At 34.6% G+C, this 24,966-nt stretch carries 25 protein-coding genes; 16 read left to right on the forward strand and 9 right to left on the reverse strand.

The annotated features are described in order from the left end of the window. The first annotated feature begins 36 nt into the window (after window positions 1-36). The 3 genes from QMG60_RS03890 (at window position 37) to QMG60_RS03900 (ending at window position 1,600) form a co-directional block, all read left to right on the forward strand. Window positions 37-555: a ferritin gene (locus tag QMG60_RS03890; protein WP_057115352.1), complete on the forward strand. Its 519-nt coding sequence runs from the start codon at window positions 37-39 to the stop codon at window positions 553-555. 79 nt (window positions 556-634) lie between these two features. Next, window positions 635-820, forward strand: coding sequence for a hypothetical protein (locus QMG60_RS03895; protein ID WP_029271150.1), 186 nt, complete (start codon window positions 635-637; stop codon window positions 818-820). An 87-nt stretch (window positions 821-907) separates the two neighbouring features. Then, window positions 908-1,600, forward strand: a complete 693-nt coding sequence (locus QMG60_RS03900) for a DUF2461 domain-containing protein (RefSeq protein ID WP_281866942.1) — start codon at window positions 908-910, stop codon at window positions 1,598-1,600. Between the two features lie 267 nt (window positions 1,601-1,867). Here the strand turns inward: QMG60_RS03900 and ssb are convergent, their stop codons facing one another. Then, window positions 1,868-2,200 (reverse strand): single-stranded DNA-binding protein, encoded by a 333-nt coding sequence (ssb, locus tag QMG60_RS03905; protein WP_057115354.1) that lies wholly within the window; start codon window positions 2,198-2,200, stop codon window positions 1,868-1,870. Between the two features lie 177 nt (window positions 2,201-2,377). On the opposite strand from ssb, the gene QMG60_RS03910 reads away from it, so the two are divergent. The 11 genes from QMG60_RS03910 to QMG60_RS03960 all read left to right on the forward strand — a co-directional run bounded on the left by QMG60_RS03910 (window position 2,378) and on the right by QMG60_RS03960 (window position 15,064). Continuing rightward, window positions 2,378-3,907, forward strand: coding sequence for a bifunctional GNAT family N-acetyltransferase/carbon-nitrogen hydrolase family protein (locus tag QMG60_RS03910; protein WP_057115355.1), 1,530 nt, complete (start codon window positions 2,378-2,380; stop codon window positions 3,905-3,907). Continuing rightward, entirely contained in the window at window positions 3,904-4,251 is a 348-nt protein-coding gene (locus QMG60_RS03915; RefSeq protein WP_057115356.1) for a hypothetical protein, read from the forward strand. The genes QMG60_RS03910 and QMG60_RS03915 overlap by 4 nt, the downstream gene beginning before the upstream one ends. A 16-nt stretch (window positions 4,252-4,267) precedes the next feature. Next, entirely contained in the window at window positions 4,268-6,658 is a 2,391-nt protein-coding gene (locus tag QMG60_RS03920; protein ID WP_281866943.1) for a M28 family peptidase, read from the forward strand. A 161-nt stretch (window positions 6,659-6,819) separates the two neighbouring features. Next, window positions 6,820-7,641 carry an SDR family oxidoreductase gene (locus QMG60_RS03925; protein WP_281866944.1) on the forward strand — a complete coding sequence of 274 codons (822 nt, stop codon included), beginning with the start codon at window positions 6,820-6,822 and terminating at the stop codon, window positions 7,639-7,641. Window positions 7,642-7,797: 156 nt separating this feature from the next. Continuing rightward, window positions 7,798-8,274 carry a methylated-DNA--[protein]-cysteine S-methyltransferase gene (locus tag QMG60_RS03930; RefSeq protein WP_134138699.1) on the forward strand — a complete coding sequence of 159 codons (477 nt, stop codon included), beginning with the start codon at window positions 7,798-7,800 and terminating at the stop codon, window positions 8,272-8,274. A gap of 92 nt (window positions 8,275-8,366) precedes the next feature. Beyond that, complete coding sequence (locus QMG60_RS03935; protein WP_057115360.1) at window positions 8,367-9,080, forward strand: 3'-5' exonuclease; 714 nt, start codon at window positions 8,367-8,369, stop codon at window positions 9,078-9,080. Window positions 9,081-9,169: 89 nt separating this feature from the next. Continuing rightward, complete coding sequence (locus QMG60_RS03940; RefSeq protein WP_281866945.1) at window positions 9,170-10,243, forward strand: winged helix DNA-binding domain-containing protein; 1,074 nt, start codon at window positions 9,170-9,172, stop codon at window positions 10,241-10,243. Between the two features lie 238 nt (window positions 10,244-10,481). Next, window positions 10,482-11,921 carry a nucleoside recognition domain-containing protein gene (locus QMG60_RS03945; protein WP_057115362.1) on the forward strand — a complete coding sequence of 480 codons (1,440 nt, stop codon included), beginning with the start codon at window positions 10,482-10,484 and terminating at the stop codon, window positions 11,919-11,921. A gap of 22 nt (window positions 11,922-11,943) precedes the next feature. Beyond that, window positions 11,944-12,621: a hypothetical protein gene (locus QMG60_RS03950; RefSeq protein WP_281866946.1), complete on the forward strand. Its 678-nt coding sequence runs from the start codon at window positions 11,944-11,946 to the stop codon at window positions 12,619-12,621. Between the two features lie 18 nt (window positions 12,622-12,639). Then, the gene (locus QMG60_RS03955; protein WP_281866947.1) at window positions 12,640-13,386 is read left to right on the forward strand and encodes a hypothetical protein; all 747 of its coding nucleotides are present in this window, start codon (window positions 12,640-12,642) and stop codon (window positions 13,384-13,386) included. A 73-nt stretch (window positions 13,387-13,459) separates the two neighbouring features. Beyond that, complete coding sequence (locus QMG60_RS03960; RefSeq protein WP_134138706.1) at window positions 13,460-15,064, forward strand: fumarate hydratase; 1,605 nt, start codon at window positions 13,460-13,462, stop codon at window positions 15,062-15,064. Between the two features lie 113 nt (window positions 15,065-15,177). Here the strand turns inward: QMG60_RS03960 and QMG60_RS03965 are convergent, their stop codons facing one another. After that, entirely contained in the window at window positions 15,178-15,678 is a 501-nt protein-coding gene (locus QMG60_RS03965) for a PAS domain-containing protein (protein WP_057115366.1), read from the reverse strand. Window positions 15,679-15,776: 98 nt separating this feature from the next. Beyond that, complete coding sequence (gene dinB, locus QMG60_RS03970; protein WP_281866948.1) at window positions 15,777-16,859, reverse strand: DNA polymerase IV; 1,083 nt, start codon at window positions 16,857-16,859, stop codon at window positions 15,777-15,779. Window positions 16,860-16,998: 139 nt separating this feature from the next. On the opposite strand from dinB, the gene QMG60_RS03975 reads away from it, so the two are divergent. Together QMG60_RS03975 and QMG60_RS03980 are read left to right on the forward strand one after the other, a co-directional pair. Beyond that, window positions 16,999-17,733, forward strand: coding sequence for a metallophosphoesterase family protein (locus QMG60_RS03975; RefSeq protein WP_057115368.1), 735 nt, complete (start codon window positions 16,999-17,001; stop codon window positions 17,731-17,733). 51 nt (window positions 17,734-17,784) lie between these two features. Continuing rightward, window positions 17,785-18,315 (forward strand): DUF6646 family protein, encoded by a 531-nt coding sequence (locus tag QMG60_RS03980; RefSeq protein WP_057115369.1) that lies wholly within the window; start codon window positions 17,785-17,787, stop codon window positions 18,313-18,315. A gap of 133 nt (window positions 18,316-18,448) precedes the next feature. On the opposite strand, the gene QMG60_RS03985 is transcribed toward QMG60_RS03980, so the two are convergent. From QMG60_RS03985 to ricT, 6 genes are all read right to left on the reverse strand, one after another. Then, window positions 18,449-18,880: a hypothetical protein gene (locus QMG60_RS03985; RefSeq protein ID WP_281866949.1), complete on the reverse strand. Its 432-nt coding sequence runs from the start codon at window positions 18,878-18,880 to the stop codon at window positions 18,449-18,451. Between the two features lie 173 nt (window positions 18,881-19,053). Continuing rightward, window positions 19,054-19,707 carry a 3-oxoacid CoA-transferase subunit B gene (locus QMG60_RS03990; RefSeq protein ID WP_134138709.1) on the reverse strand — a complete coding sequence of 218 codons (654 nt, stop codon included), beginning with the start codon at window positions 19,705-19,707 and terminating at the stop codon, window positions 19,054-19,056. 111 nt (window positions 19,708-19,818) lie between these two features. Next, window positions 19,819-20,520 (reverse strand): CoA transferase subunit A, encoded by a 702-nt coding sequence (locus tag QMG60_RS03995; RefSeq protein WP_057115372.1) that lies wholly within the window; start codon window positions 20,518-20,520, stop codon window positions 19,819-19,821. Window positions 20,521-20,685: 165 nt separating this feature from the next. Next, the gene (locus QMG60_RS04000; RefSeq protein WP_281866950.1) at window positions 20,686-22,992 is read right to left on the reverse strand and encodes a transglycosylase domain-containing protein; all 2,307 of its coding nucleotides are present in this window, start codon (window positions 22,990-22,992) and stop codon (window positions 20,686-20,688) included. A gap of 10 nt (window positions 22,993-23,002) precedes the next feature. After that, window positions 23,003-23,482, reverse strand: coding sequence for a gliding motility lipoprotein GldH (locus tag QMG60_RS04005; protein WP_057115973.1), 480 nt, complete (start codon window positions 23,480-23,482; stop codon window positions 23,003-23,005). Then, on the reverse strand, window positions 23,466-24,857 hold the full coding sequence (gene ricT / locus QMG60_RS04010) for a regulatory iron-sulfur-containing complex subunit RicT (protein ID WP_281866951.1): 1,392 nt from the start codon (window positions 24,855-24,857) through the stop codon (window positions 23,466-23,468). Before ricT ends, QMG60_RS04005 begins: the two co-directional genes overlap by 17 nt. Between the last annotated feature and the right edge of the window lie 109 nt (window positions 24,858-24,966).

The following is a 24,966-nucleotide window of genomic DNA, read 5'->3' on the forward strand; positions in this document are numbered from 1 at the left end:
TCTTTTTTTCTTAATTTTACAAAAAAGACACGTATTATGCTATCAAAAAATATTGAATCGGCTTTAAACAAGCAAATCCGCATAGAAGCAGAATCTTCGCAAACTTATCTTTCTATGGCTTGTTGGGCTGAAGTACACGGATTAGAGGGAATCGCTCAATTTATGTACACACAGTCAGATGAAGAGCGCGCTCATATGCTTAAATTGGTTAAGTATGTAAACGAACGCGGAGGACATGCTCAGGTTACAGACCTAAAAGCACCTAGAATAACATATTCTACATTTAAGGAAATGTTTGAGGAGCTTTACAATCATGAGATTTTTGTTTCGCAATCTATCAACGAATTAGTACACATAACTTTTGAAGAAAAAGATTATGCAACACATAATTTCTTACAGTGGTATGTTTCTGAACAAATTGAAGAAGAAGCTACAGCTAAATCTATCTTAGATAAAATCAACTTGATTGGTGAAGATAAAGGCGGATTGTATTTATTCGACCGTGATATTCAGCAGTTAACAGTTACTAGCTCGATCGCTATTAATCCTAAATAAAAAAGTTAAAGTTTATTTAGAATATTTAAAAATAACTTTTTTATTTTATATTTGCCTCTGTTTTTAATACCGAGGAAAATTGAGCAAGAAAGAAAAAGACAAGGACAAGAAAAAGGATAAAAAGAAAAAGAAAAACAAAGATATCCTTGATAAAATTAAGAAGATTGAAAATTGCAAATCTTCTTGCTGTGAGAAATATAAAAAGAGCGAAAAGAAACGCTGCTCACGCTGTCCTATGTTTGATTTATTCAAAAAAACCGCTTAACAAAATATAGAAAAACCCACTAGATTTCTCTGGTGGGTTTTTTAGTTTTAAATTGCAGTCAATTCTTCAGATTTTTTTAATTCAATTATGGAAAACCACGTTACAATACCCAAATCGAGTCTTGATTTTCTGGTTCAGCTCAAAGAAAATAATAACAAACCTTGGTTTGAAATCAATAAGCCACAATACTTAATAGAACTAAATCATATTGAAAATTTTGCAGGCGCTTTACTCAAAGAACTCTCTAAAAGCGATGTTTTAGAAAATGCTTCAGGCAAAAAAAGTGTTTACAGAATTTACCGCGACATTCGTTTTTCTAAAGATAAAACTCCCTTTAAAACTTTTTGGGGCGGCAGTTATACACGTGCCACAGCGGCAAGACGCGGCGGTTATTATTTTCATCTAGAAAAAGGCAACAGCTTTTTTGCTGGAGGTTTCTGGGGACCAAACGCTGCAGATTTAAAACGAATACGAACAGAATTTGCCCACGATCCTGAAACTTTTCAGAACATACTCCACTCAAAATCTTTTATTAGCAATTTTGGAACTTTACAGGGCGAACAATTGAAAACAGCACCAAAAGGTTTTGATATAGATCATCCTGCTATCGATTTGCTGCGTTTCAAACAATTTTTGGTCATCAAACGATTTACAGATGAAGAAGTCTTGAGTCCAAATTTTTTAGAACAGGCTTTGGACGCTTTTAAAAACATGAGACCTTTTTTTGATTATATGAGCGAAGTGCTTACAACGGATGCTAATGGCGTTTCGATCTTATAAAATCGGGAATTACTTCTACATTTAATATTCCGTAGGAATATCTCATCGGTAGAAAAAATATATTTTGTTGTGCATTGTGTCCTGTAGGGACATCTGTTTTTTACGAAAATAGCACCGTTAATCAAACGTTCCTATGGAACGTATATAATCCGGAATGAAATTTATTTTCTACCGATGAGACATTCCTAAGGAATGAAATAATACTTTAAACCCGACAGATTTTAAAAACCTGTCGGGTTTAATTTCAATTAATTATCAATCTAAAACTTATTTACTTAGCAGTAAAATTTCATTTACTACAACTTCTGTGATATATCTTTTTTCTCCGTTTTTGTCGTCGTAACTTCTATGCGTTAACTTCCCGTCAATGGCAACTTCTTTTCCTTTTACAACAAACTTTTCGATAATTTCGGCTGTTTTTCCCCACGCAGTTACGCGATGCCATTCGGTTTGTTCTACCTTATCCCCTTTCTCATTTCTGTAAACATCGTTTGTAGCAATTGTTAAATGGGCTAGCTTTTTACCGCTTTCTAATGTTTTAATTTCTGGATTATTCCCTACATTCCCAATTAATTGTACTCTGTTTTTCATTGCATTCATGGCGTATATTATTTTATTGTTATTATAAATTGAAATTGTTCGTCAACTTCAACAGTGCAAAGATGATACAACTCAACAATTACAGTCGGTTAGTAACTATTTACTATCGACTGTAACTATTTGTAAGCGTTTGTAAATGGAAATTCTTTTTTGTATATTTGAGATAAATCTTACTATATGCAGGCAAAAATTAATAAAGTCGAGTTACGAAATTTAGAAATTGAAGACTATAAACAACTAAAAAAATCGATGATTGAATCGTATCCAGAAATGGCCGATTCGTATTGGGGATCTGATGATATTGAAAGACTGCTTTCTATTTTTCCAGAAGGGCAATTGGTAATTTTAGTTGACGGGAAGGTTGTGGGCTCTGCATTATCGCTTATTGTCGATGAAAAATTAGTAGACAAAAAACACAATTACCAGCAGATTAGCGGTGATTATAAATTTTCTACACATAATAAAAATGCTGAAATCTTATACGGAATAGATGTTTTTATCCACCCAAACTACAGAGGTCTGCGTTTGGGACGCCGATTGTATGATGCGAGAAAAGAACTTTGCGAGCAACTAAACTTAAAAGCAATTGTTTTTGCTGGTAGAATTCCAAGTTACAGGGAACACGCCAAAAAAATGTCTCCTAAAACTTATATCGAAAAAGTACGCACCAAAGAATTATATGATCCAGTGCTTTCTTTCCAGTTAAGCAATGATTTTCACGTGATACGAATCATCAAAAATTACTTGGAAGGCGATGAAGAATCAAAAGAATTTGCTGTTTTACTGGAGTGGAATAATATTTACTACGATGAAAGTCCAAGACTGATTAATCTGAAGAAGAATATTATACGTTTGGGATTAATTCAATGGCAGATGCGTCCTTTAAACAATGTTGAGGCATTGTTTGAGCAGGCTGAATTTTTTATTGATGCCGTTTCGGGATATGGATCTGACTTTGCACTGTTTCCAGAATTATTCATTGCGCCTTTAATGGCCGACTACAATCATTTATCTGAAGCAGAAGCGATTCGTGAACTGGCACGCCACTCTGATCCCATTAGAAAGCGTTTTCAAGAATTTGCCATTTCATACAACATCAATATTATTACAGGAAGTATGCCGTATCTAGAGAACGGAAATCTTTACAATGTTGGTTTTTTATGTAAAAGAGACGGAACTTCAGAAATGTATACTAAAATTCATATCACACCAAACGAAGTGATTCATTGGGGAATGAAAGGTGGTTCTCAATTTAAAACTTTTGATACCGATTGTGGAAAAATTGGAATTTTAATCTGTTACGATGTCGAATTCCCAGAAGTTTCCAGGCTGTTAGCAGATGAAGGAATGAATATTTTATTTGTTCCATTTTTGACGGATACACAAAATGGTTATACACGTGTAAAACATTGTTCGCAGGCACGCGCGATTGAAAATGAATGTTATGTAGCCATAGCAGGTTGCGTAGGAAATCTTCCGAAAGTGAATAATATGGACATTCAATATGCGCAGTCTTCTGTTTTTACTCCTTCTGATTTTGCTTTTCCAAGTAACGGAATTAAAGCAGAAGCAACTCCAAACACAGAAATGACTTTAATTGTAGATGTTGATCTGAATTTATTAAAAGAACTTCACGAACATGGAAGCGTAAAAACATTAAAAGACCGTAGAACAGATCTTTATGAAATTAAAAAATTGAATACATGAAAACTTGCCTGGAATGCTCAGCTAAAATTGTCGGCCGCGAAGACAAAAAATTCTGCTCAGACAGCTGCCGTAATGCGTACAATAATAAAATAAATAAAGATAGTACTAATTTCATGCGAAATATAAACAACAAGTTACGCAAAAATTACCGTATTTTGGCAGAGCTAAATGTAGATGGAAAATCAAAGGCTTCTAGAGACAAATTGTTAACAAAAGGCTTTGATTTTGAGTTTTTTACCAATATTTTGCAAACCAAAACAGGAAATACATATTATTTCTTGTACGACCAAGGTTATCGTTCCTTGGACAATGATTATTTTATGCTTGTTAAAAAAGAAATATAGTTAGTATCTGTTAACCATGAGAAAAAACCAAACCTCAATTCTAGCCATAGCCTGTGTCTTAGCTTTATTAGGCATTATATACATTACCATGATGCCTCAAGGAATTTCTAAAGACGATGAAGCGCTTGCGGAATTCTCAACCGAGAGAGCGCTTAACCAAGTAGAAATTATTGCACAGAAACCTCATTATGTCGGGTCAACCAATCACGAATTAGTTGCCAATTACCTTAAACTCGAACTAAACAGGATAGGCTTAGAAACTAGCGTTCAGGAAGGTTTTACTCTAAATGATAAAGGTATTTTAGTAAAGTCCAAAAACATTTTGGCCAGAATTAAAGGAACTAACAATACAAAAGCCCTTTTATTGCTTTCACATTATGACAGTGCACCGCATTCTTTCTCAAAAGGTGCAAGTGACGATGCTTCTGGTGTTGCCACAATTTTAGAAGGAGTTCGTGCTTTTTTATATTCGAAACATCCTCAAAAAAATGATATTATAATATTATTTTCTGATGCCGAAGAATTAGGTTTAAATGGAGCTGCATTATTCGTCAATCAGCATCCTTGGGCAAAAGATGTTGGTTTGGCATTAAACTTTGAAGCTCGAGGATCTTCTGGCCCTAGTTATATGTTAATGGAAACCAATAAAGGAAACGAAGCGCTGGTTAGAGAATTTTCTAAAGCAAAAACTTCACATCCCGTTTCCAATTCGTTGATGTACAGTATTTACAAAATGCTTCCTAATGATACTGACTTAACTGTTTTTAGAGAACAAGGCAATATTCAAGGTTTCAATTTTGCTTTTATCGATGGGCATTTCAACTATCACACACAGCAAGACGATGTACAGCATCTAAACAAAACTACTTTAGCACATCAAGGTACTTACATAATGCCTTTGCTGAAATACTTAACCAATATTGATTTAAATCAGACAGAATCTACTCAAGACGATGTTTATTTCAGTGCTCCATTTTCATTTATCAGTTACCCATTTGCTTGGGTAATGCCAATGACATTAATTGCTTTCGGATTATTAGTTTTATTTATCTTTATTGGAAAAGTAAAAAGAATAATCACTTTTAGAGAAATTTTTAGAGGATTTGTACCGCTTTTAGGTTCAATTATAATCGCTGGTTTGGTGACATTTTTAGGATGGAAATTGATATTGGAAATTTACCCTCAATATTCTGATCTTTTAAATGGTTTTACCTATAATGGACACGCTTACATTGGAGCATTTGTAACTTTGAGCATTGCAATTTGTTTTGCTTTCTATCATCATTTCTCTGAGGCCAAAATCACAATGAATCATTTTGTGGCACCTTTACTGCTTTGGATTATCATCAATGCATTTTTAGCAAACAGCTTGACAGGTGCTGGTTTCTTAATTATTCCAGTTTATTTCGGAGTACTTTTATTCGGAATATTTGTTTTTACACAACATTATAGTTTAGGCGTCAATCTGCTTTTTAGTATTCCTGCTTTAGCAATCGTTGCTCCATTTATAGTAATGTTCCCAATTGGGTTAGGACTTAAAATTCTATTTGGAAGTGCTGTTTTAACTGTTTTATTATTTGGATTGCTACTGCCAATATTTGGAGATTTCGCAAGAAAAGGTGTTTGGACAGTTGTTTTCTTTTTAGTTTCGATTTCATTTTTCATTTACGCAGGATATCATTCTGATTATGAATACGGAAAAGCCAAATCTAACAGCTTATTATACGTTTACAATGCTGATAATAATTCTGCAGTATGGACAACTTATGACACAAATTTAGACGAATGGACCAAATCTTATTTGGGCGAAAAGAATAAAAATGCCGTTGGTTTAAATAAGCTTCCTCTTGCGAGCAAATACAATACAACTTTCACTCATAGCGCAATTGCTCCGGTTGTCGATATTCCGAAACCAACAATTCAATTCTTAAGAGACAGCGTTATTGGAAATAATAGATATTTGAAAATCAAAATTACTCCTAACCGAAAAGTAAATCGATACGATATTTATGCTAACCCTAAAATGACCTTTTACAACTTTAAAGCCAACGGCGTTTCAACTTTAGGAGAGAAAGGCAATCGTTTACAACGAGAAGACAGTAAAATTCTACGTTATTATGTTGTCGGAAATGAACCGCTTGTAATGGATTTTTACATCAACAAATCGTCTATTTTTGATATGGATTTAATAGAAAGCTCATTTGATTTAATGAGCAATCCATTATTTAATATTAAACCCAGGGAAAACTGGATGATGCCGACTCCTTTTGTTTTAAATGATGCCGTTTTAATACAGCAGAAAATAAAAAGATACGTAGCACCAATAAAACCTATTGAACCTGTTATTGTTAAAGACAGTCTAGCTATTCCAAAAGACAGCATAAAACCAGTCGCAGTACCACAATAAAATTTAAGGCAGATTTTAAATCTGCCTTTTTCTTTATCAATTTTTTAATATTTCTAATCTTTATTAGGCAAAGATCTTCAGATGGTATTAAAAAATCTTTTTTTAATCTTTCAATCTGTTACAAAAACCTCTGTACCTTTGAACCTTTGAACCTCGAAAAAATGACAAAAATTAGTATTCTAGGCTGCGGATGGCTCGGATTTCCCTTAGCAAAAAAGTTAATTGAAAATGGAAATTCAGTCAAAGGGTCAACAACTTCAAAAAATAAGCTTTCAATTCTGGAAAATGCTGGAATCACTCCGTTTTTGGTTACCATTGAAGCCGATGAAGTTTCTGAAAACATTGATACTTTTTTAGCGGAAAGCGAAATCTTAATTATTGATATTCCGCCAAAATTGAGAGGAAATCAAGATTTCTCTACTACGCTCAAAATGACATTCGTGAGAAAAATACAAAATCTAATTCCGTTTATAGAAAAATCGAGCGTTTCAAAAGTACTTTTTGTGAGTTCAACTTCTGTTTATGGAGATGATAACGAATTGGTTACAGATGAAACCATAGCAAATCCCGAAACAGAAAGCGGCAGACAACTGCTTTTAGCAGAAAAAATTCTTCTAAACAATCCAAACTTCGAAACTACAATTCTACGTTTCGGCGGATTGATTGGCGAAGACCGTCATCCAGTTAAGTTTTTAGCTGGAAAAGAAAACCTTGAAAATCCAGATGCGCCTGTAAATTTAATTCATCAAAATGATTGCATTTCAATCATAGAAGAAATCATAAAACAGTCTAAGTGGAATGAGGTTTTTAATGCTGCTGCACCTTTCCATCCAACAAGAGAGGAATATTATACACAAAAAGCAAAAGAACAAAACTTAGTTTTGCCGAAATTCAGCTTTGAAATGTCAAATATTAAAAAGGTCATTTCGAGTGAAAAAATCGAAACTATTTTAAACTATAAGTTTGATTTAAAAGAATATTAAACCTCGAATGTCAGGCTGAGCGAATTCGAAGCCATCTTCAGAAGCCTTCGACTTCGCTCGGGATGACAATCATTATTAAATTACTTCAATAACTTATATGGTTTAAAAAAACTTTGCGAACTTTGCGATAAATCTTAGCACCTCTGCGGTTAAAAAATGGAAACAGTCTACATCAATTCGCCTTTAGGAATCACCAAAATTATTGGAGATGAAAATGGTATTGCTGTAATTTCAGTTTCTGATGTAGGGTCAAATGAAGTTTCAAAAGAAATTCCAGAAGTTTTACAAAAGGCCGTTTCTCAGTTGAATGAATATTTTGAAGGCAAAAGAACCGATTTTGATCTCAAACTAAATCCAAAAGGAACCGAGTTTCAGCAGAAAGTCTGGAAATCTTTATTAGAAATTCCATTTGGGAAAACAGTAAGTTATATGGACCAAACCAAAAAATTGGGAGATGTAAAGGCGATTCGCGCTGTAGCTTCGGCAAATGGTAAAAATCCGTTATGGATTGTTGTTCCCTGTCACCGCGTTATTGGAACAAATGGATCGCTAACAGGCTACGCCGGCGGATTGTCCCGCAAGAAATGGCTTTTGGAACACGAAAACCCATCTGCACAACAAAGTTTATTCTAACTTTCATATCGTAAGAATTTTGTGCAACTTTGTACAAGTTTCAATACTAAAATCTAAAAGTCTAACCCTCTAAATATCTAAGAAGTCTGAAAATGATTGAAAAAATAAACCTTAACAACATTTTATTTCTTGATATAGAAACCGTTCCAGAAGAAGAAAATTTCAATTCGCTTGACGCAGAAATGCAGTCATTATGGGATTTGAAAACGCAATATCAGCGAAAAGACGATTTCTCTGCAGAAGAATTTTACGAACGTGCTGGAATTTGGGCCGAATTTGGAAAAATCATTTGTATCTCGGTTGGCTTTTTTACCATTAAAGGTGATATTCGAAATTTTAGGGTTACTTCCTTTTTTGGTGAAGAAAAGAAGATTTTGAAAGATTTTTCGAATCTCATTAATAATCATTTCAATCAGCCGCAGCATCTTTTGTGCGGTCACAATTCAAAAGAATTTGATATTCCGTTTATTGCAAGAAGAATGATTATTAACCAAATGCCAATTCCGGATAAACTGAATTTATTTGGAAAAAAACCTTGGGAAATTCCACATTTAGATACTTTAGAATTATGGAAGTTTGGCGATTATAAACATTTTACTTCCTTAAAGCTATTAACCAAGATTCTCGGTGTCCCATCGCCAAAAGGCGATATTGATGGAAGTCAAGTTGCCCATGTCTATTATGTCGAAAAAGATATTGATCGAATTGTAACTTATTGCGAAAAAGATACAATTGCTGTAGCACAGATTTTCCTTCGTTTGCGACGCGAAGATTTATTGATTGATGATGAGATTATTCATGTGTAGTTTTTCAAGGTGCTTAGGTACTGAGGTTCTAAGATGCTGAGTTTTTTCATGAACTGATATAACTTTTATGGTTTAAAATAATTCCAAAAATGACTTATTCTGAGATTTCACATCATCGTCTTGTTTCACAAAAACTGTATAAAACAAGTAATCTTTCGCCACAAGAAATTGTACAGCATTTGGGTGCTATGCAGGCTCAGGATTATGCTATGGCAAAATGGGCCGTTGGTTCTCGATGCAATGCAACTGAAAAAGAAATCGAAGAAGCGGTAAATTCTGCAAAAATCATTAGAACACATATTCTTCGTCCGACCTGGCATTTTGTTTCTGCTGAGGATATTTATTGGATGTTAGAACTTTCGGCTCCACAGGTGAAACGTTTTACTGCGGCGGCGGCTAAAAAATATGGTTTCGATGCTAAAAAACTAGATCAGATTAACAATTCTATCGAGAAGTTATTGGCAGGAAAGAATCATTTAACGCGCGACGAAATTATGCAGGAACTTGATATCAAAAAAAGTTCGAAAGAAGATTTCCTCAGCGCGGCCATTATGATGAATGCAGAACTTGACAGTTTAGTGTGTAATGGAGAAATGAAGGGTAAACAAATTACATATGCTTTGCTTGAAGAAAGAGTTCCAAAATCTAAAACCAAATTGACAAAAGAAGAAGGTTTGGCGAAATTAGCTCAGCGTTATTTTGAAAGTCACGGTCCAGCAACAGCATTAGATTTTTCCTGGTGGTCGGGCTTTTCGCCTACAATTTGCAACAAAGCAATAAATGCAATTGAGTTGCAATTAAGCTCAATACCTATTGATAATCAGACTTATTGGTTCAAAAAAGATCATTCAGATCTGGATACCTTTCGCGAAAGCGTGCATTTTCTCCCAGCATTTGATGAGATTCTTATTTCATACAAAACCCGTGAAGCTTCTATCCTGCAAGAACATCAAAGTTTAGCTTTTACCAATAATGGCATTTTTAAACCTATTATTCTTGAGAACGGAAAAGTAATTGGAACTTGGAAACGAACTATTAAAAAAGATCACGCCAAAATAGAAACACAGTTTTTTAATGAAACCGAGAGTTCTAAAAAAGCCATTTTATTTGAAGGAATTAAAGCTTTTGAAAATTATCTGGAAACAAAAGTTGTTATTGAATAAATTTAAAACGTTTTATATTTCGCTCCGCTGGAGCTTTTTCAATTTGTTTTCCATTCTTTTTCTATAAATATTTCGCCTCGCTGAGACTTCTTTAAGCTCTATTAAGAACATCTTAATCAACATCAATTTACTCTAATACGATAAACGTACCAAATCTTTCGCCCTATCGGGGCGACATCTGAATAAAATATTTATGCATTTTATCGCTAAATAATTACATTTACAAAAAAATGTAATTATGGTATTAAGTAGATTTTGGTTAACGATTTTTATTTCTTCGATAGTTTTTATTGTAGTCAGTTTGTTTACTGCTAATACTTATACTATTGATTCTGTTTTGAATGGAAAGAAAGATGATCCTGTTTTAGTATCTGAAAAATACGTTGAAGAACTTCCTGCTTTTATCAAAGACAGCATACAAAAAGCACCAGATCAAACCATGATTATCAATCGTGATACGCTGAATGCCGACACAACTTACGTTTATAAAAACAAAACTGTAAAAATTTTTAGCGGACTTCAGAAATCAGATGGTTTACTGCCTACTTGTAAAAGCACTTTGGTCGATTTAATCTTACCACTTATTGCTTACTTGGCTTTTTTCTGCGGATTAATGGAACTTTTGATTATTTCTGGAGCTTCAGGAAAATTAGCTAAAGCTTTGAGTCCGGTATTTGTAAAAGTATTCCCGACTATTCCTAAAAACCACCCTTCGATTTCCTATATGACCTTAAACTTTGCTGCGAATTTCTTAGGATTAGATTCGGCTGCAACTCCGTTTGGACTTAAAGCCATGGAAAGTTTACAGGAAATAAACCCCGATAAAGACAAGGCGAGCGATGCACAGATCATGTTTATGTGCCTTCACGCGTCTGGTTTAACTTTAATTGCAACTTCAATCATTGGTTACCGCGCGGCTGCAAATGCAACGAATCCAGCCGATGTAATGCTGCCTTGTATCATTACTTCATTCATTGGTACTATTGCCGCTTTCTTAATTGTCGGAATCAAACAAAAAATCAACTTTAAAAGTGCTTCGCTTTTAATTGGGTTGATGGGTTTAATCGCTGCAATTGTTGGTTTATTGATGTACGTGAATCATTTGGATTTAATCGGAAAAAATTATTTCACTTCTAACCTTTCAGGATTAATACTTTTGGCAATTATTGCTTTTACGCTGATTTTTTCATTCAGACACGAGCAAAAATTTAAAGATGCCAACACTACTGTTTTTGACACTTTTGTAGTTGGAGCAAATAATGGAGTTAAAACTGGAGTAACGATTTTCCCTTATGTATTAGGAATGTTAGTCGCAATCTCATTATTCAGAAACAGCGGTTTATTCGAAATTATTAGTGACGGAATTGGATTTGTATTTTCAAATTTAGGTGTAAGCAAAGAAATTACAAATGCGCTTCCTGTGGCAATGCTTCGCCCGTTTAGTTCGGCTGGATCAAGAGGATTTTTGATTGATTCTATGAATACTTTTGGAGCAGATTCGTTGACAGCAAGATTAAGCAGTATTTTTCAGTGTAGTGCCGAAAGTACATTCTATGTTATTGCAGTTTATTTCGGATCTGTAAACATCAAAAACACACGCTATGCATTAGGAACAATGCTTTTAGTTGATTTGATTTGTGTAATTACTGCGATTTTTGTTGCGACTTGGTTCTTTTAATTCATTTTAATCAAAAAAAAATATGAATTTATTTAAGAAGCTTTTTAATAAAGAACAGAAGGTTGAAAGTATAAAAGAATCTGAAGAACAAATTCATTTTAATGAAGACGAAACGGCTGTTGAAGAGCCTAAAGCTGATGAAAATAAATTTGAACCCAATAAGATCGACTGGCTCATAAACGATTCTATTTTGACTTTTATGCCACGCGAGTTGTATATGCATTATTCTGATGCTGCTACTGCGAAAGATCTTCAAAATCCTTCTTGGCAAAATCAAGGAATATATTTCTGGAAAGAGAATGAAGCTTTTGAAAACAAATCTCTTCCCGAGTTTTTTGAAACTATGGATCAAAAATTATTCGTTATCAATGAAGCTCCGGATTATATCGATCTCGTTTCTGGAAAAGCCATGCCTTGGTTTGGAATGCCGGGCGGCGGCGAAAAATTCTTTTTTAGATATGATGAAAGCACTCCGGTAACCTTAGAAGAAGTTCATAAACTCAATATCATCAAATATGTCAAAGTTGTAGAGTTGAATTATGATAATCTCAGCGTTTTAAATGACCGCGATAATTACTGCTTTTTAATCGATCCTAAAGAAGTAAAGTACGAAGATCAGCTTTTCTATCTCAACGGAGAAAAAATATCATTAGCCGAACTATATCAAAAAAAGAAACTTTTAGTTTTATCAGTAGAATAATAATATTAATCTATCCCCATGAAAATACCACTTCTTCTTTTTTCAATCCTTTTAATCGGATGTCAAAAAACAAAATCTACAGAAACAGAAATAGTAGCAGAATTACCTGCAGCTCAAGAAATTTCAGTTGAAACTGATGATTCAGCAAACGATAAAGTTATCAAAACAGATACTATTGCGATTTACGTAAATGAAGAACAATCTTCTAAAGACTACATTTTAGCCAATCTTGTAGAGCAGCAGGCAGATCAAGACAGCATTGTTACGGTAAAATATCGATTAGATTTTTATCAAAATAAAAATAAAACTGCCTCATCTAAAATCACAATCAAAGGTTTTGAAAAAGGATCAGAATGGGTTGCTTCTTACGGATTAACTTCAGAAACTTCAAAAAATTCACCATTTGTACAAATCTCAGTGGGTTATCCTGCTTGTGGTTATACGCACGATAATTACTTGTATTACCTAAAAAACAATACTCTGCAGTTGGTTCATCAATGGAATACAATGACCGACAGCGGCTGGGGAAGCTGGGTAGAAATTGCTAATCCTTCTAAAAATTCTGACCCTAAATCTTTTTATTGCAAAACTGTTGCATTTGTCCCTGCTGATGAAGATGAAAACCTTGACATGGGAATCCTTACACACTCAGATTCAATCTCTTTTGAATTAAAAGGAAACCAATGGAGCAAAAGATTATTATCTGCAAAAGATAAAGCATACTTCGAAAAAAAGATGACTTTCGATCAATTTAACAGTCAATAACAAAAGTGCTCAGAAGTCTTATTCAAATTCTTTCTTAGGTAAATAATTTCTAAATTTGTCAAAAAACAAAACAATGATTGATTTTATATACCAAGATCCTTATCCGATCTTAAAGGATGATACGCAGTACCGCAAAATCACCTCAGATTTTGTGAAAGTGGAACAATTTGGAGAACGTGAAGTTTTAACGGTTGATCCAAAAGGTTTAGAATTATTGGCTGAAGAAGCTTTGACAGATGTTTCGTTTATGCTGCGAACGAGTCATTTGAAAAAACTAAGAAAAATTCTTGATGACCCAGAAGCTACAGATAACGATCGTTTTGTAGCGTACAATTTACTTCAAAATGCATCTGTTGCTGCCGAAGGTCAGTTACCAAGCTGTCAAGACACTGGAACTGCAATTGTAATGGCCAAAAAAGGCGAAAGTATTTTTACTGGTGTTGATGATGCAGAATGGTTAAGCCGAGGAATTTTTAATACGTACCAAAAAAGAAATTTACGTTATTCGCAGATTGTCCCGATTTCGATGTTCGAAGAGAAGAATTCAGGTTCTAATCTTCCTGCTCAAATTGATATCTATGCTAAAAAAGGAACTTCTTACGAATTCTTGTTTATGGCAAAAGGAGGAGGATCTGCAAACAAAACTTATTTATACCAGCAGACAAAATCTTTGTTGAATGAAAAATCGTTAGATGAATTCATCCGCACAAAAATAAAAGATTTAGGAACGTCTGCTTGTCCACCATACCACTTAGCTTTGGTTATTGGCGGAACTTCTGCAGAAGCTAACTTAAGCGCTGTTAAAAAAGCATCTGCAGGATATTATGATAATCTTCCAACATCAGGAAATATGGCTGGTCAGGCTTTCCGTGATTTTGAGTGGGAAGAACGTGTTCAGAAAATCTGCCAGGAAAGTGCAATTGGTGCTCAATTTGGAGGAAAATATTTCACGCATGACGTTCGCGTAATTCGTTTGCCGCGTCACGCAGCTTCTTGCCCAGTTGGATTGGGAGTTTCTTGTTCTGCCGATAGAAATATTAAAGGAAAAATTACAAAAGACGGAATTTTTGTTGAACAGTTAGAAACAAATCCAAAACAATTTTTACCAGAAACAGCTCCGCATTTAGAAGCACCTGTAGAAATTGATTTAGATCAGCCAATGGCAGATATTTTGGCAAAATTATCTCAATATCCAGTTAAAACACGTTTAAAATTAAACGGAACTGTTATTGTTGCCCGAGATATTGCACACGCAAAAATCAAAGAATTATTGGACGCTGGAAAACCAATGCCCGAATATTTCAAAAATCACCCTGTTTATTATGCAGGTCCTGCAAAAACGCCAGACGGAATGGCTTCTGGAAGTTTCGGACCAACAACTGCCGGCCGTATGGACGTTTATGTTGATGAATTCCAAAAAAATGGAGGAAGCATGATTATGCTGGCCAAAGGAAACCGTACGAAACAAGTTACAGATGCCTGCAACAAATACGGCGGATTCTATTTAGGTTCTATTGGAGGTCCAGCTGCGATTTTGGCTCAGGATAATATCTTAAAAGTTGAAGTAGTTGATTTTGAAGAATTAGGAATGGAAGCGGTTCGTAAAATCACCGTAAAAGATTTCCCTGCATTCATTATCACCGACGATAAAGGAAATGATTTTTTTGCGAACTTATAACTTTTTTTGCCGCTAAGGCGCTAAGACACTAAGTTCTAGATTATATTAAGTAATAAAAAAACCGCTAATTCAGCGGTTTTTTTTTATTATAAACTTTTCGTCTTACTGGCAAATCAAGCACTTAAATCCTGCTTTTCGAAAGCTATAAAATGCGATACTTCGCCATTTAGATTAAAAACAGGAAAAGCATCTATTTTACATTTATAAGTCTGTCCATTTTTTCTATAATTTTCCAGTGTTTTTTCAAAAGGAATCTTCTTTTTTAAGGCTTCTCTAATTTCTTTTAAATCTTTTTTAGAGGTTGCAGGTCCCTGAAACATTTTTGGCGTTTGACCCAAAATTTCTTCCTGTTTATAGCCTGTCATTTTTTTGATACCGCTTGAAGCGAAAACTATTTTAAAATCTAGATCCGTAACTACAACTACCTCTTCTTTGATCCTTTCTTGTATATTGAGTTTTTCTTCGTCCCAAGTATATTGATTTGAAATTTGATTTACTTTCTCCAAATCTGTAGCCAATCCTTTTAGTTCATTTAGATATTCATAGTGAAAATCCCAAGCTAAAATTGGAACTGAATTTCGTTGTAAAAAATCATCAGAGCCTGTATTTTTCATATTAAATGATTTAGAGTATGGACAAATCTTTATCAAAGATAGATAAAAACTCCTGTATGGGATTATAGTACTATATTAATATACACTTAAACTTTTTATTAAAAAGTAAATTTTAACTGAACAGCAACTGCTTTTTTAATTTCAGTATTTAAATTACTTAGAGAAATTCCGAGGAGGCGTACAGAATCTTTCATTTTTTCCTGATACAATAATTCTTCTATGTTTTCCATAATCAAACTTTTATCAGAAATAAAATACGGCAGGGTTTTACTTCTCGTCTGCTGCGAAAAATCACTATATTTAATTTTAAGTGTTATGGTTTTACCCGAAATATCGTGCCTTTTCAAACGCCTTTCTAGTGAAACTGCAATTCGTTCCAATTGCTCCATCATAAAGATTTCAGAAGAAAGATTTACATCAAAAGTGTGTTCTGCGGCAACAGATTTAGTGATTCGAGAGGATTTTACTTCGCTGTTATGAATACCTCGAACTACATTGTAATAAAACGCTCCAGATTTTCCGAAGTGTTTCTCCAAAAATTCTAACGATTTACTTTTCAAATCAGTTCCTGTAAAAATGCCAAGCTGGTACATTTTTTCTGTAGTCACTTTTCCAACTCCGTAAAACTTACGAATTGGCAGGTCTTCTAAAAAAGCTTCAACTTCATCTGGATTTACCGTCTTTTGCCCGTTTGGTTTATTGTAATCACTTGCAATTTTAGCCACAAATTTATTGACAGAAATACCCGCAGAAGCTGTTAAACCAACTTCATTAAAAATTCTTGTTCGAATTTCCTGCGCCAATAAACTCGCGCTGGGATTTCCTTTTTTATTTTGGGTAACATCCAAATAAGCTTCGTCTAGCGAAAGAGGTTCAACCAAATCGGTGTAATCGTGGAAAATTTTATGAATTTTTGACGAAATCTCTTTGTAACGGTCAAATCGCGGACGCACAAAAATAATTTCTGGACAATATCGCTTAGCCAAAACGCCGCTTATGGCACTTCGCACACCAAATTTTCGCGCTTCATAACTTGCCGCCGAAACGACTCCCCTATTTTCTGATCCGCCAACCGCAACAGGTTTGCCGCGCAATTCTGGATTATCCATCTGCTCGACCGATGCGTAAAATGCATCCATATCGATATGAATAATTTTGCGATATGTTGGTGTTTCAGACATGCTACAAATTTAAAAAGTAAAGCAATAAAAAAGTGCTTCAAATAGTTATAAATAATATCAATCTTTAAAGAATAGAGATTCGATGAGTTCAAACCAATTATTCTTTCTATTTTTGTTCTTCTACTCGAAAAATTAAATAATGCGAACATTTGTTATAGGTGACATTCACGGCGGGTTACTTGCACTTGAACAAGTGATGAAGAGAGCCGAAGTTACTACAGAAGATACTCTAATTTTTTTGGGCGATTATGTTGACGGCTGGAGTCAGTCTGTTGAAGTAATCGACTATTTGATTGATTTAAAAAGTAAACAAAACTGCATCTGCATACGAGGAAATCACGATCAGCTGGCATTGGACTGGCTGGAAAACAGGCATGATGATTTTGATGAAGAAATGTGGTACAAACATGGCGGAAAAGCAACGGTTGAAGGCTATTCCAAAATTTCCTCGGATAAGAAGAGAAAACATATCGAATTTTTAGAAAACCTTCAGGATTATTATCTTGACGATCAAAATCGTTTATTTGTCCACGCTGGTTTCACCAATTTAAATGGCGTAAAATGGGAATATTTTTCGAAACTATTTTATTGGGACAGAACACTTTGGGAAACAGCTCTTTCATTAGACCCAAAATTAAAAGAAGACGATTTAAACTATCCTAAAAGATTTAGCGTTTATAAAGAAGTTTACATAGGGCATACTCCTGTTACACGAATAGGAAAAACAGTTCCTGTAAACAAAGCCTGTGTTTGGAATGTCGACACTGGGGCAGCCTTTCGAGGTCCGCTTACAATTATGAATGTCGACACCAAAGAATACTGGCAAAGCGAACCATTAAACGAACTCTATTTTAACGAAAAAGGTAGGAATTAATTTATTTAAAATTTATTTTTGCCGCTCAAAATAATTAATATTTAAAATTTTATGAAAAAGGTTATTACACTCTTATTTTTAGTATCATTCGGATTTATTAATGCACAGCAAGCCTTCACTGGTAAAGGTGACACTAGAGTAAACGTTGGCGCTAATCTTCAAGATGGTGGTTCTGGAATTCAGGGATCAATTGATTTTGGTTTAGGAGAAAATTTCTCTTTTGGTTTTGTTGCAAACTACTTGTTAGGAGTTGATAATTTTAACGGTTTCTACCACGGAAGCACTACCGCTTATAATGATGAAAAACCAGATTTCGGTGATCGTTTTGATGCAAAAGCAAGAATTAATGCTAATCTATCAAGTGTAATTGGTGTTGAACAATTAGACATTTACCCTGGATTAAGTTTAGGTTTACATAATTTCGGAGCTCATGTTGGTGGTCGTTATTTCTTTACTGACGGATTTGGTGTTTTCACAGAAATCGGATTCCCAATTGCAAAATATGGCACAAACGATGATCCTTTTTACCATTTAAATAATCAAGCGACTTTTAGTTTAGGAGCTTCTTTTAATTTGCAATAGCTTTTTCTAGGAGCAAAGGTTCAAAGAGACAAAGGTTCAAAGAGACAAAGGTTCAGAGAGACAAAGGTTCAGAGATTTACTAGCATAAAAAAAACCGCTTATAGCGGTTTTTTCTTTTTATATAATTACTGATTTATAATCTGCTGAACTTTCTTTTTAAGATAACAATAAACTCATTCAATGTAATGCCGTTATCTTCATTTGAGTCCTCTTCTATTACTAATTCTGAAATGTCTTTTCTTCTATAGGGAAGCAATAGGGAAAAACACCAAATATTTGTGCTTTCATTTGAAAATGAAACTAACATGAAATAGAACACTAAAAGCCTAATAAAAACAAAGAACTTTCGATAACCTCTGCTTAAATCATGTTTTTTATTTTCTGCAACGGCTTTAATAACAAAATATAATAATTGAATTATAAAAACAGGTATTAGAATATCACTTAAATATATTAAGCTGTAACTATTAATTAAATACATTATTAAAACTATAAAAATAGAACTTAACGTATTTACAATGAAGAAATAACTTCCCCATTTCATATCTATTTCAAACTTTTCCAAATGTGTTTTTATTTAAAATCACAGCAAATATAAAGAAAAAGATTACGTTTCAATTATCAAACCCTAGCAGAAAATAAAAAGAGAACCTTCTTTTAAGAAAGTTCTCTTAATATAAATTTATTTTTAGCACTTAAACTTTGAACCTTTGCTCCTTTGTCCCTTTGAACCTAAAATTAAACAATCATCTCAGGAATTTCACCTTCAATAATCAAATCGGCTTCTGTTGATGCAATGATGTGTTCGACTGAGACACCTGGTGCGCGTTCTAAGAGCTTAAAACCTTTTTCGGTTACTTCGAGTACTGCAAGCTCAGTTACAACCTTTTTAACGCAGCCTACGCCTGTTAATGGCAAAGTACATCTTTTTAAGATTTTCGACTCTCCTGCTTTGTTTACGTGCATCATGGCAACGATGATATTTTCGGCGGAAGCCACCAAGTCCATAGCGCCTCCCATTCCTTTTACCATTTTCCCTGGAATTTTCCAGTTGGCAATATCTCCGTTTTCAGAAACTTCCATTGCTCCTAGAATTGTTAAATCTACTTTTTGGCTGCGAATCATTCCAAAACTAAAAGCCGAATCGAAAAAACTCGCTCCCGGAAGTGTTGTAATGGTTTGTTTTCCCGCATTAATAATATCGGCATCTTCTTCGCCGGCAAATGGAAAAGGCCCCATTCCGAGAACTCCATTTTCACTTTGAAATTCTACCGCAATATCTTCTCGAACGTAATTTGCAACCAAAGTTGGAATCCCAATTCCAAGATTTACGAAATAACGGTCTTTTACTTCTTTCGCAATTCGCTTTGCTATATCTTCTTTTGTTAACATAAATTCAATGGGTCAATTTGTTAATGTGTCAATTAGTCAATGAGATAATTTGATAATCCTACTTTGTGCATCTGAGTAATTATCTAATTGACACATTTTCTAATTATCTAATTAAGCTCTCTGTCTAACTGTGCGCTGCTCGATTCTCTTCTCAAATTTTTCTCCTTGAAAGATTCGCTGCACCATAATTCCAGGAATATGAATTTGATTTGGATCTAATGAACCAACTGGAACTAATTCTTCGACTTCTGCAATTGTTATTTTTCCTGCACCCGCCATACACGCATTAAAGTTTCGAGCTGTTCCTTTAAAAATCAGATTTCCAGCTTCATCACCTTTCCAAGCTTTTACAATCGCAAAATCGGCTTTGAAAGCTTCTTCCATAATGTGCATTTTACCGTTGAATTCGCGCGCTTCTTTTCCTTCCGCAACTTCAGTTCCGTAACCCGCTGGCGTAAAGAAAGCTGGAATTCCTGCCTGAGCCGCACGACAGCGTTCTGCCAAAGTTCCCTGAGGCGTAAGTTCTACTTCTAATTCTCCTGAAAGCATTTGACGTTCAAACTCGGCATTTTCACCCACATAAGAAGAAATCATCTTTTTGATCTGCTTTTTCTGAAGCAATAATCCCAAACCAAAATCGTCGACACCTGCATTGTTAGAAATACAAGTTAAATCTGAAATGGATGTATTTACCAAAGCTGCAATTGTATTTTCAGGTATACCGCATAAACCGAAACCGCCAAACATAATGGTCATACCGCTTTCTATTCCTTTGATAGCATCCTGAACACTATTTACTTTTTTTGTTATCATAACAAACTGTCTTTATTACCGAATAATTTTGATAAAAATAAGATTTTTAGATTAAATTATAACGATTTCGTAAAAATAAAACCGAAATAAAAATCCCTTTAAAACTCTTTTAAAAAAGAATGATAAAGGGATGATTTTTAATTAGATGGATTTAATGCAACATTGTTACAATTCGAATTCATCAGTATTTTGTTCTGTCTGAGTAGTATCTTTTACAATAGCCGGCCTAGTATAACAATCTACTTTTATAGAAAGATTGGCTGGGCGCTCAAATTCAGATTTTGAAACTTGAAGTTCTGGATCTGCGTAGCATTTTTTCATAAAATAAGCCCAAACCGGAAGAGCTGCAGTCGCACCTTGTCCGTAAGTTAAACTTTTAAAACGTGCCGAACGATCTTCACATCCAACCCAAACTCCTGTTACCAGGTTTGGAACCATTCCCATAAACCAACCGTCTGATTGATTTTGTGTTGTTCCTGTTTTACCAGCAATTGGGTTTTTAAACATGTACGGATAACCAGTCCAACGATTGTCTCCGCTTCCACCGCCCTGCGTACGTAAACGTGCTCCAGAACCAGTTTCTGTAACCCCTTGAAGCAATTTAATTACTGCAAAGGCAATATCTTTATTTAAAACATCATGAGATTCTGGAATTGGCTCATAAATTACCTCTCCACTTTTGTTCTCAATTCTGCTTAAAAACTGAGGTTTAACATAAACTCCTTGATTGGCAAATGTGCTGTAAGCCGCAACCATATCTTCCACCGTAATATCTACCGCACCTAATGCAATTGATGGCTGAACTGGAATTTCTGTTTTTACTCCTAATTTTTTAGTCAATTCTACAACTGCTTCTGGACCTGTTCTGTCAATTAATTTAGCCGAAACTGTATTAATCGAATTCGCAAGACCTTGTTTTAAAGTTACCATTCCACGGTATCTGTTATCTGAATTTCTTGGTTCCCAATCCTCAGTTACGTGGTGACGTCCTTTGTGAATCATAAACGGACCATCAAGAATAGAATCACAAGGAGACATATTTAATTCTTCGATTGCAGTTGCATAAACAAACGGTTTAAAAGTAGAACCTACTTGTCTTGCTCCCTGCCCTACGTGATCGTATTGGAAGTATTTGTAATTGATTCCTCCAACCCAAGCTTTAATTGCTCCGGTTTGAGGCTCCATAGCCATTAAACCAGACTGTAAAAAGTGTTTGTAATAACGAATAGAATCCAGCGGTGTCATGATGGTGTCACGCTCTCCTTTCCAAGTAAATACACGCATTTTGGTTTTTACTTTAAATGAAGCGATAATATCATCTTCACTTTTATCCATATCTTTCATTTGTGCCCAGCGATCAGAATTCTTCATTGCCTGCATCATGATTCGCTCTGTTTCAGCCTGCGTAATATTTACGAACGGAGCATTTTTATTGGTTTTCATTTCAATAAAAAACTGCTGCTGTAAGTTTTTCATGTGTTCAGAAACAGCTTCTTCTGCGTACATCTGCATTCTAGAATCTATAGTCGTATAGATTTTAAGTCCGTCTTTGTAAATATCGTACTCAGAACCATCAGGCTTTTTGTTTTCTGTAACCCATTTCTTCATGTAATCACGAAGATATTCTCTAAAATAAGTTGCCATACCCTCACGGTGGCTTTCAAGTTTAAATTTCAAAGTAATAGGCAGAGCTTGAAGTCTTTCTTTTTCTGATTCGGAAATCATTTTTGCTTTTGCCATTTGTGATAAAACCACATTACGACGATTTTTTACTCCTTCTGGATTTCTTACTGGATTGTATAATCCTGAGTTTTTGAACATTCCGACCAAAATAGCCGATTCGTCTACTGTCAGATCTTTTGGTTCTTTAGAAAAATAAGTCTGTGCGGCAGAACTTACTCCAACAGAATAATTTCCGAAATCGTAAACGTTGCAATACATCGCCAGGATTTCATTCTTGGTATATTGTCTTTCCAGACGAATGGCGATAATCCATTCTTTTATTTTTTGTACAATTCTAAAAGGCAAAAACTTAGAACCTTCTCCGTGGAATAATTGTTTCGCCAACTGTTGTGTCAACGTACTCGCTCCTCCATTTGTTCCTAAACTAAAAACAGCCCTTAAAGTTCCGCGCCCGTCAATTCCCGAATGTTCGTAGAAACGTGCATCTTCGGTTGCGACAAGTGCTTCCACTAAATTTTTAGGCAGATCTGAATATTTAAGCTGAGATCTGTTGGTTTTGAAATATTTACCAATTACAACTCCATCAGAAGAGATAATTTCTGTTGCAAGGTTAGAATCTGGATTTTCTAAATCTTCAAATGAAGGCATAGATCCAAATAATCCCCAAGACGCAAATAAAAAGAAAGCTAAAACGCCAAGCATTGAGTAGGCAAAAACCCTCCAAAATTTCTTTTTATAATAATTAATATCCTTAACGCTATTTGATTGATTGTTTTTTTTAGCAGCCATAACTATTTTTCTAATCTTTTTGTTCTATTCTAAAACCAACGTCTGTAATACCTTCTAAAGCCTCAACTCCAGGAATTTTACCCGATTGTCTAACAGCCTGCTTGATATGAACTTTGTATGTTCCTTTAAACTTTACGTCTTCTTTGTAATACAGTTTACTTTCTTTAATATCAGTAAATCCATTTCCTAATAAAGTTCCATCCGGCGCTGCCATTTGATATTCTAAAGTATCTACTTTTGTAAAACCACTCGGCGTTTCGATAGCGACAATCAAAAACAAATTATTAAACGGATAATTGTTGTTGTCTCTTATATTTACAAATAAATTGTACTTTTTTGTAGAATCTAAAACTGGCAGATCAAAGCTTACAATACTGTCTTTGTGCCAAGCACTCCCAACAGATTTATACTCGTCGAATACTCTTTTTTTATCACACGAAAAAAGAAGTATCGCTGCCAAAAGAAGAATTCCGCTATTTTTTATTCTCATTTTTAGCATTAATTATTGGTTTTCTAGGTTCAGCAGATTTGTTATCATTTGACTGCTGCTTATTCGAATTGTTTTGTTTATTCGGATTTGGCTTGTTCTTATGATTTTGCTTATTTGGGTTATTAGGCTTGTTCTGCTTGTTTTGATTATTCGGATTTTGATTATTGTTACCAGCAGGCTTAATAATATTGTTGTTTTTTTCCTGTTGCGGTTTTGGCGGAGCTGCAACACCAGCCGCTTCTGTATTTTGTTTACGTTTGCGGTTTGGTTTTTTCTTTCTTTTTGGCTGGTCAAAACGAGTTAAACTCTCTTGTCCCATCGCATTATTAAAGTCTTTTTCCGGCTCTGAAACTACCTCAACAGCAAAATCTTCAAGAGAAGAAACTTTGTTTTTTTGTTTGTTTTCAGCAATAATTTCTTTTACCTGATCAATTTTTAAAACATGCCAGTTTGCAAAATTGTTGGTGTAAGCAAACCACATTAATCCTTTAAAAATATCTTGTTTTTGGCAGACAGCATCTCCTTTTTCTGTAACCAGTTTGGTATCGTAATCTGGAAAATCCTTTAATGCGTCCATGTAAGTATCTAACTCATAGTTTAGGCAGCATTTTAATTTTCCGCATTGTCCCGCTAATTTTTGTGGATTCAATGATAACTGCTGATAACGAGCTGCCGAAGTATTCACACTTCTAAAATCCGTAAGCCAAGTCGAGCAGCAAAGTTCACGTCCGCAAGAACCAACTCCGCCTAAACGAGCTGCTTCCTGACGGAAACCAACTTGTTTCATCTCTACTCTTGTGCTAAATTCTTTAGCAAAATCTTTAATCAGCATTCTAAAATCGACACGATCATTGGCTGTGTAGTAAAAAGTCGCTTTAGATCCGTCTCCTTGAAATTCGATATCCGAAATTTTCATTTCTAATTTATGCTGAATCGCCAATTCACGGGCACGAACTTTCATTGGTTCTTCACGATCACGCGCTACAGACCAAATATCAATATCTTTTTGAGATGCTTTTCTATAGATTTTAGGTACATCATTACTTTCGTAATTCACCCCTTTTTTCTTCATTTGAATTTTTACCAATTCGCCTGTAAGAGTTACAATTCCAATATCATGTCCTGGTGAAGCCACAGTTGCAACAATATCACCAATACTTAAAGTTAATTTCTCTGAATTTCTAAAAAATTCCTTACGTCCGTTTTTAAAACGTACCTCAACACAATCAAAAATCGCCTCTCCATTAGACGGACTCATGTTTGCGAGCCAGTCAAAAACTGTCAATTTATTGCAGCTATCGGTGCCGCAAGTCCCATTATTTTTACAACCTTTTGGCGCGCCGCCATCTGAGGTTGAACAACTTGTACATGCCATAATTATATATGTAGTGCTGCTAAAACGCAGCTTAAGTTCATAAACGTTTGATCGGTAAAGATAGTATTTTTTTTATTTGGCTATTTAAGGATTAAAACTAATGGTTTGT

This window comes from Flavobacterium sp. GSB-24 (assembly GCF_027924665.1).
Taxonomy (GTDB): Bacteria; Bacteroidota; Bacteroidia; order Flavobacteriales; family Flavobacteriaceae; genus Flavobacterium.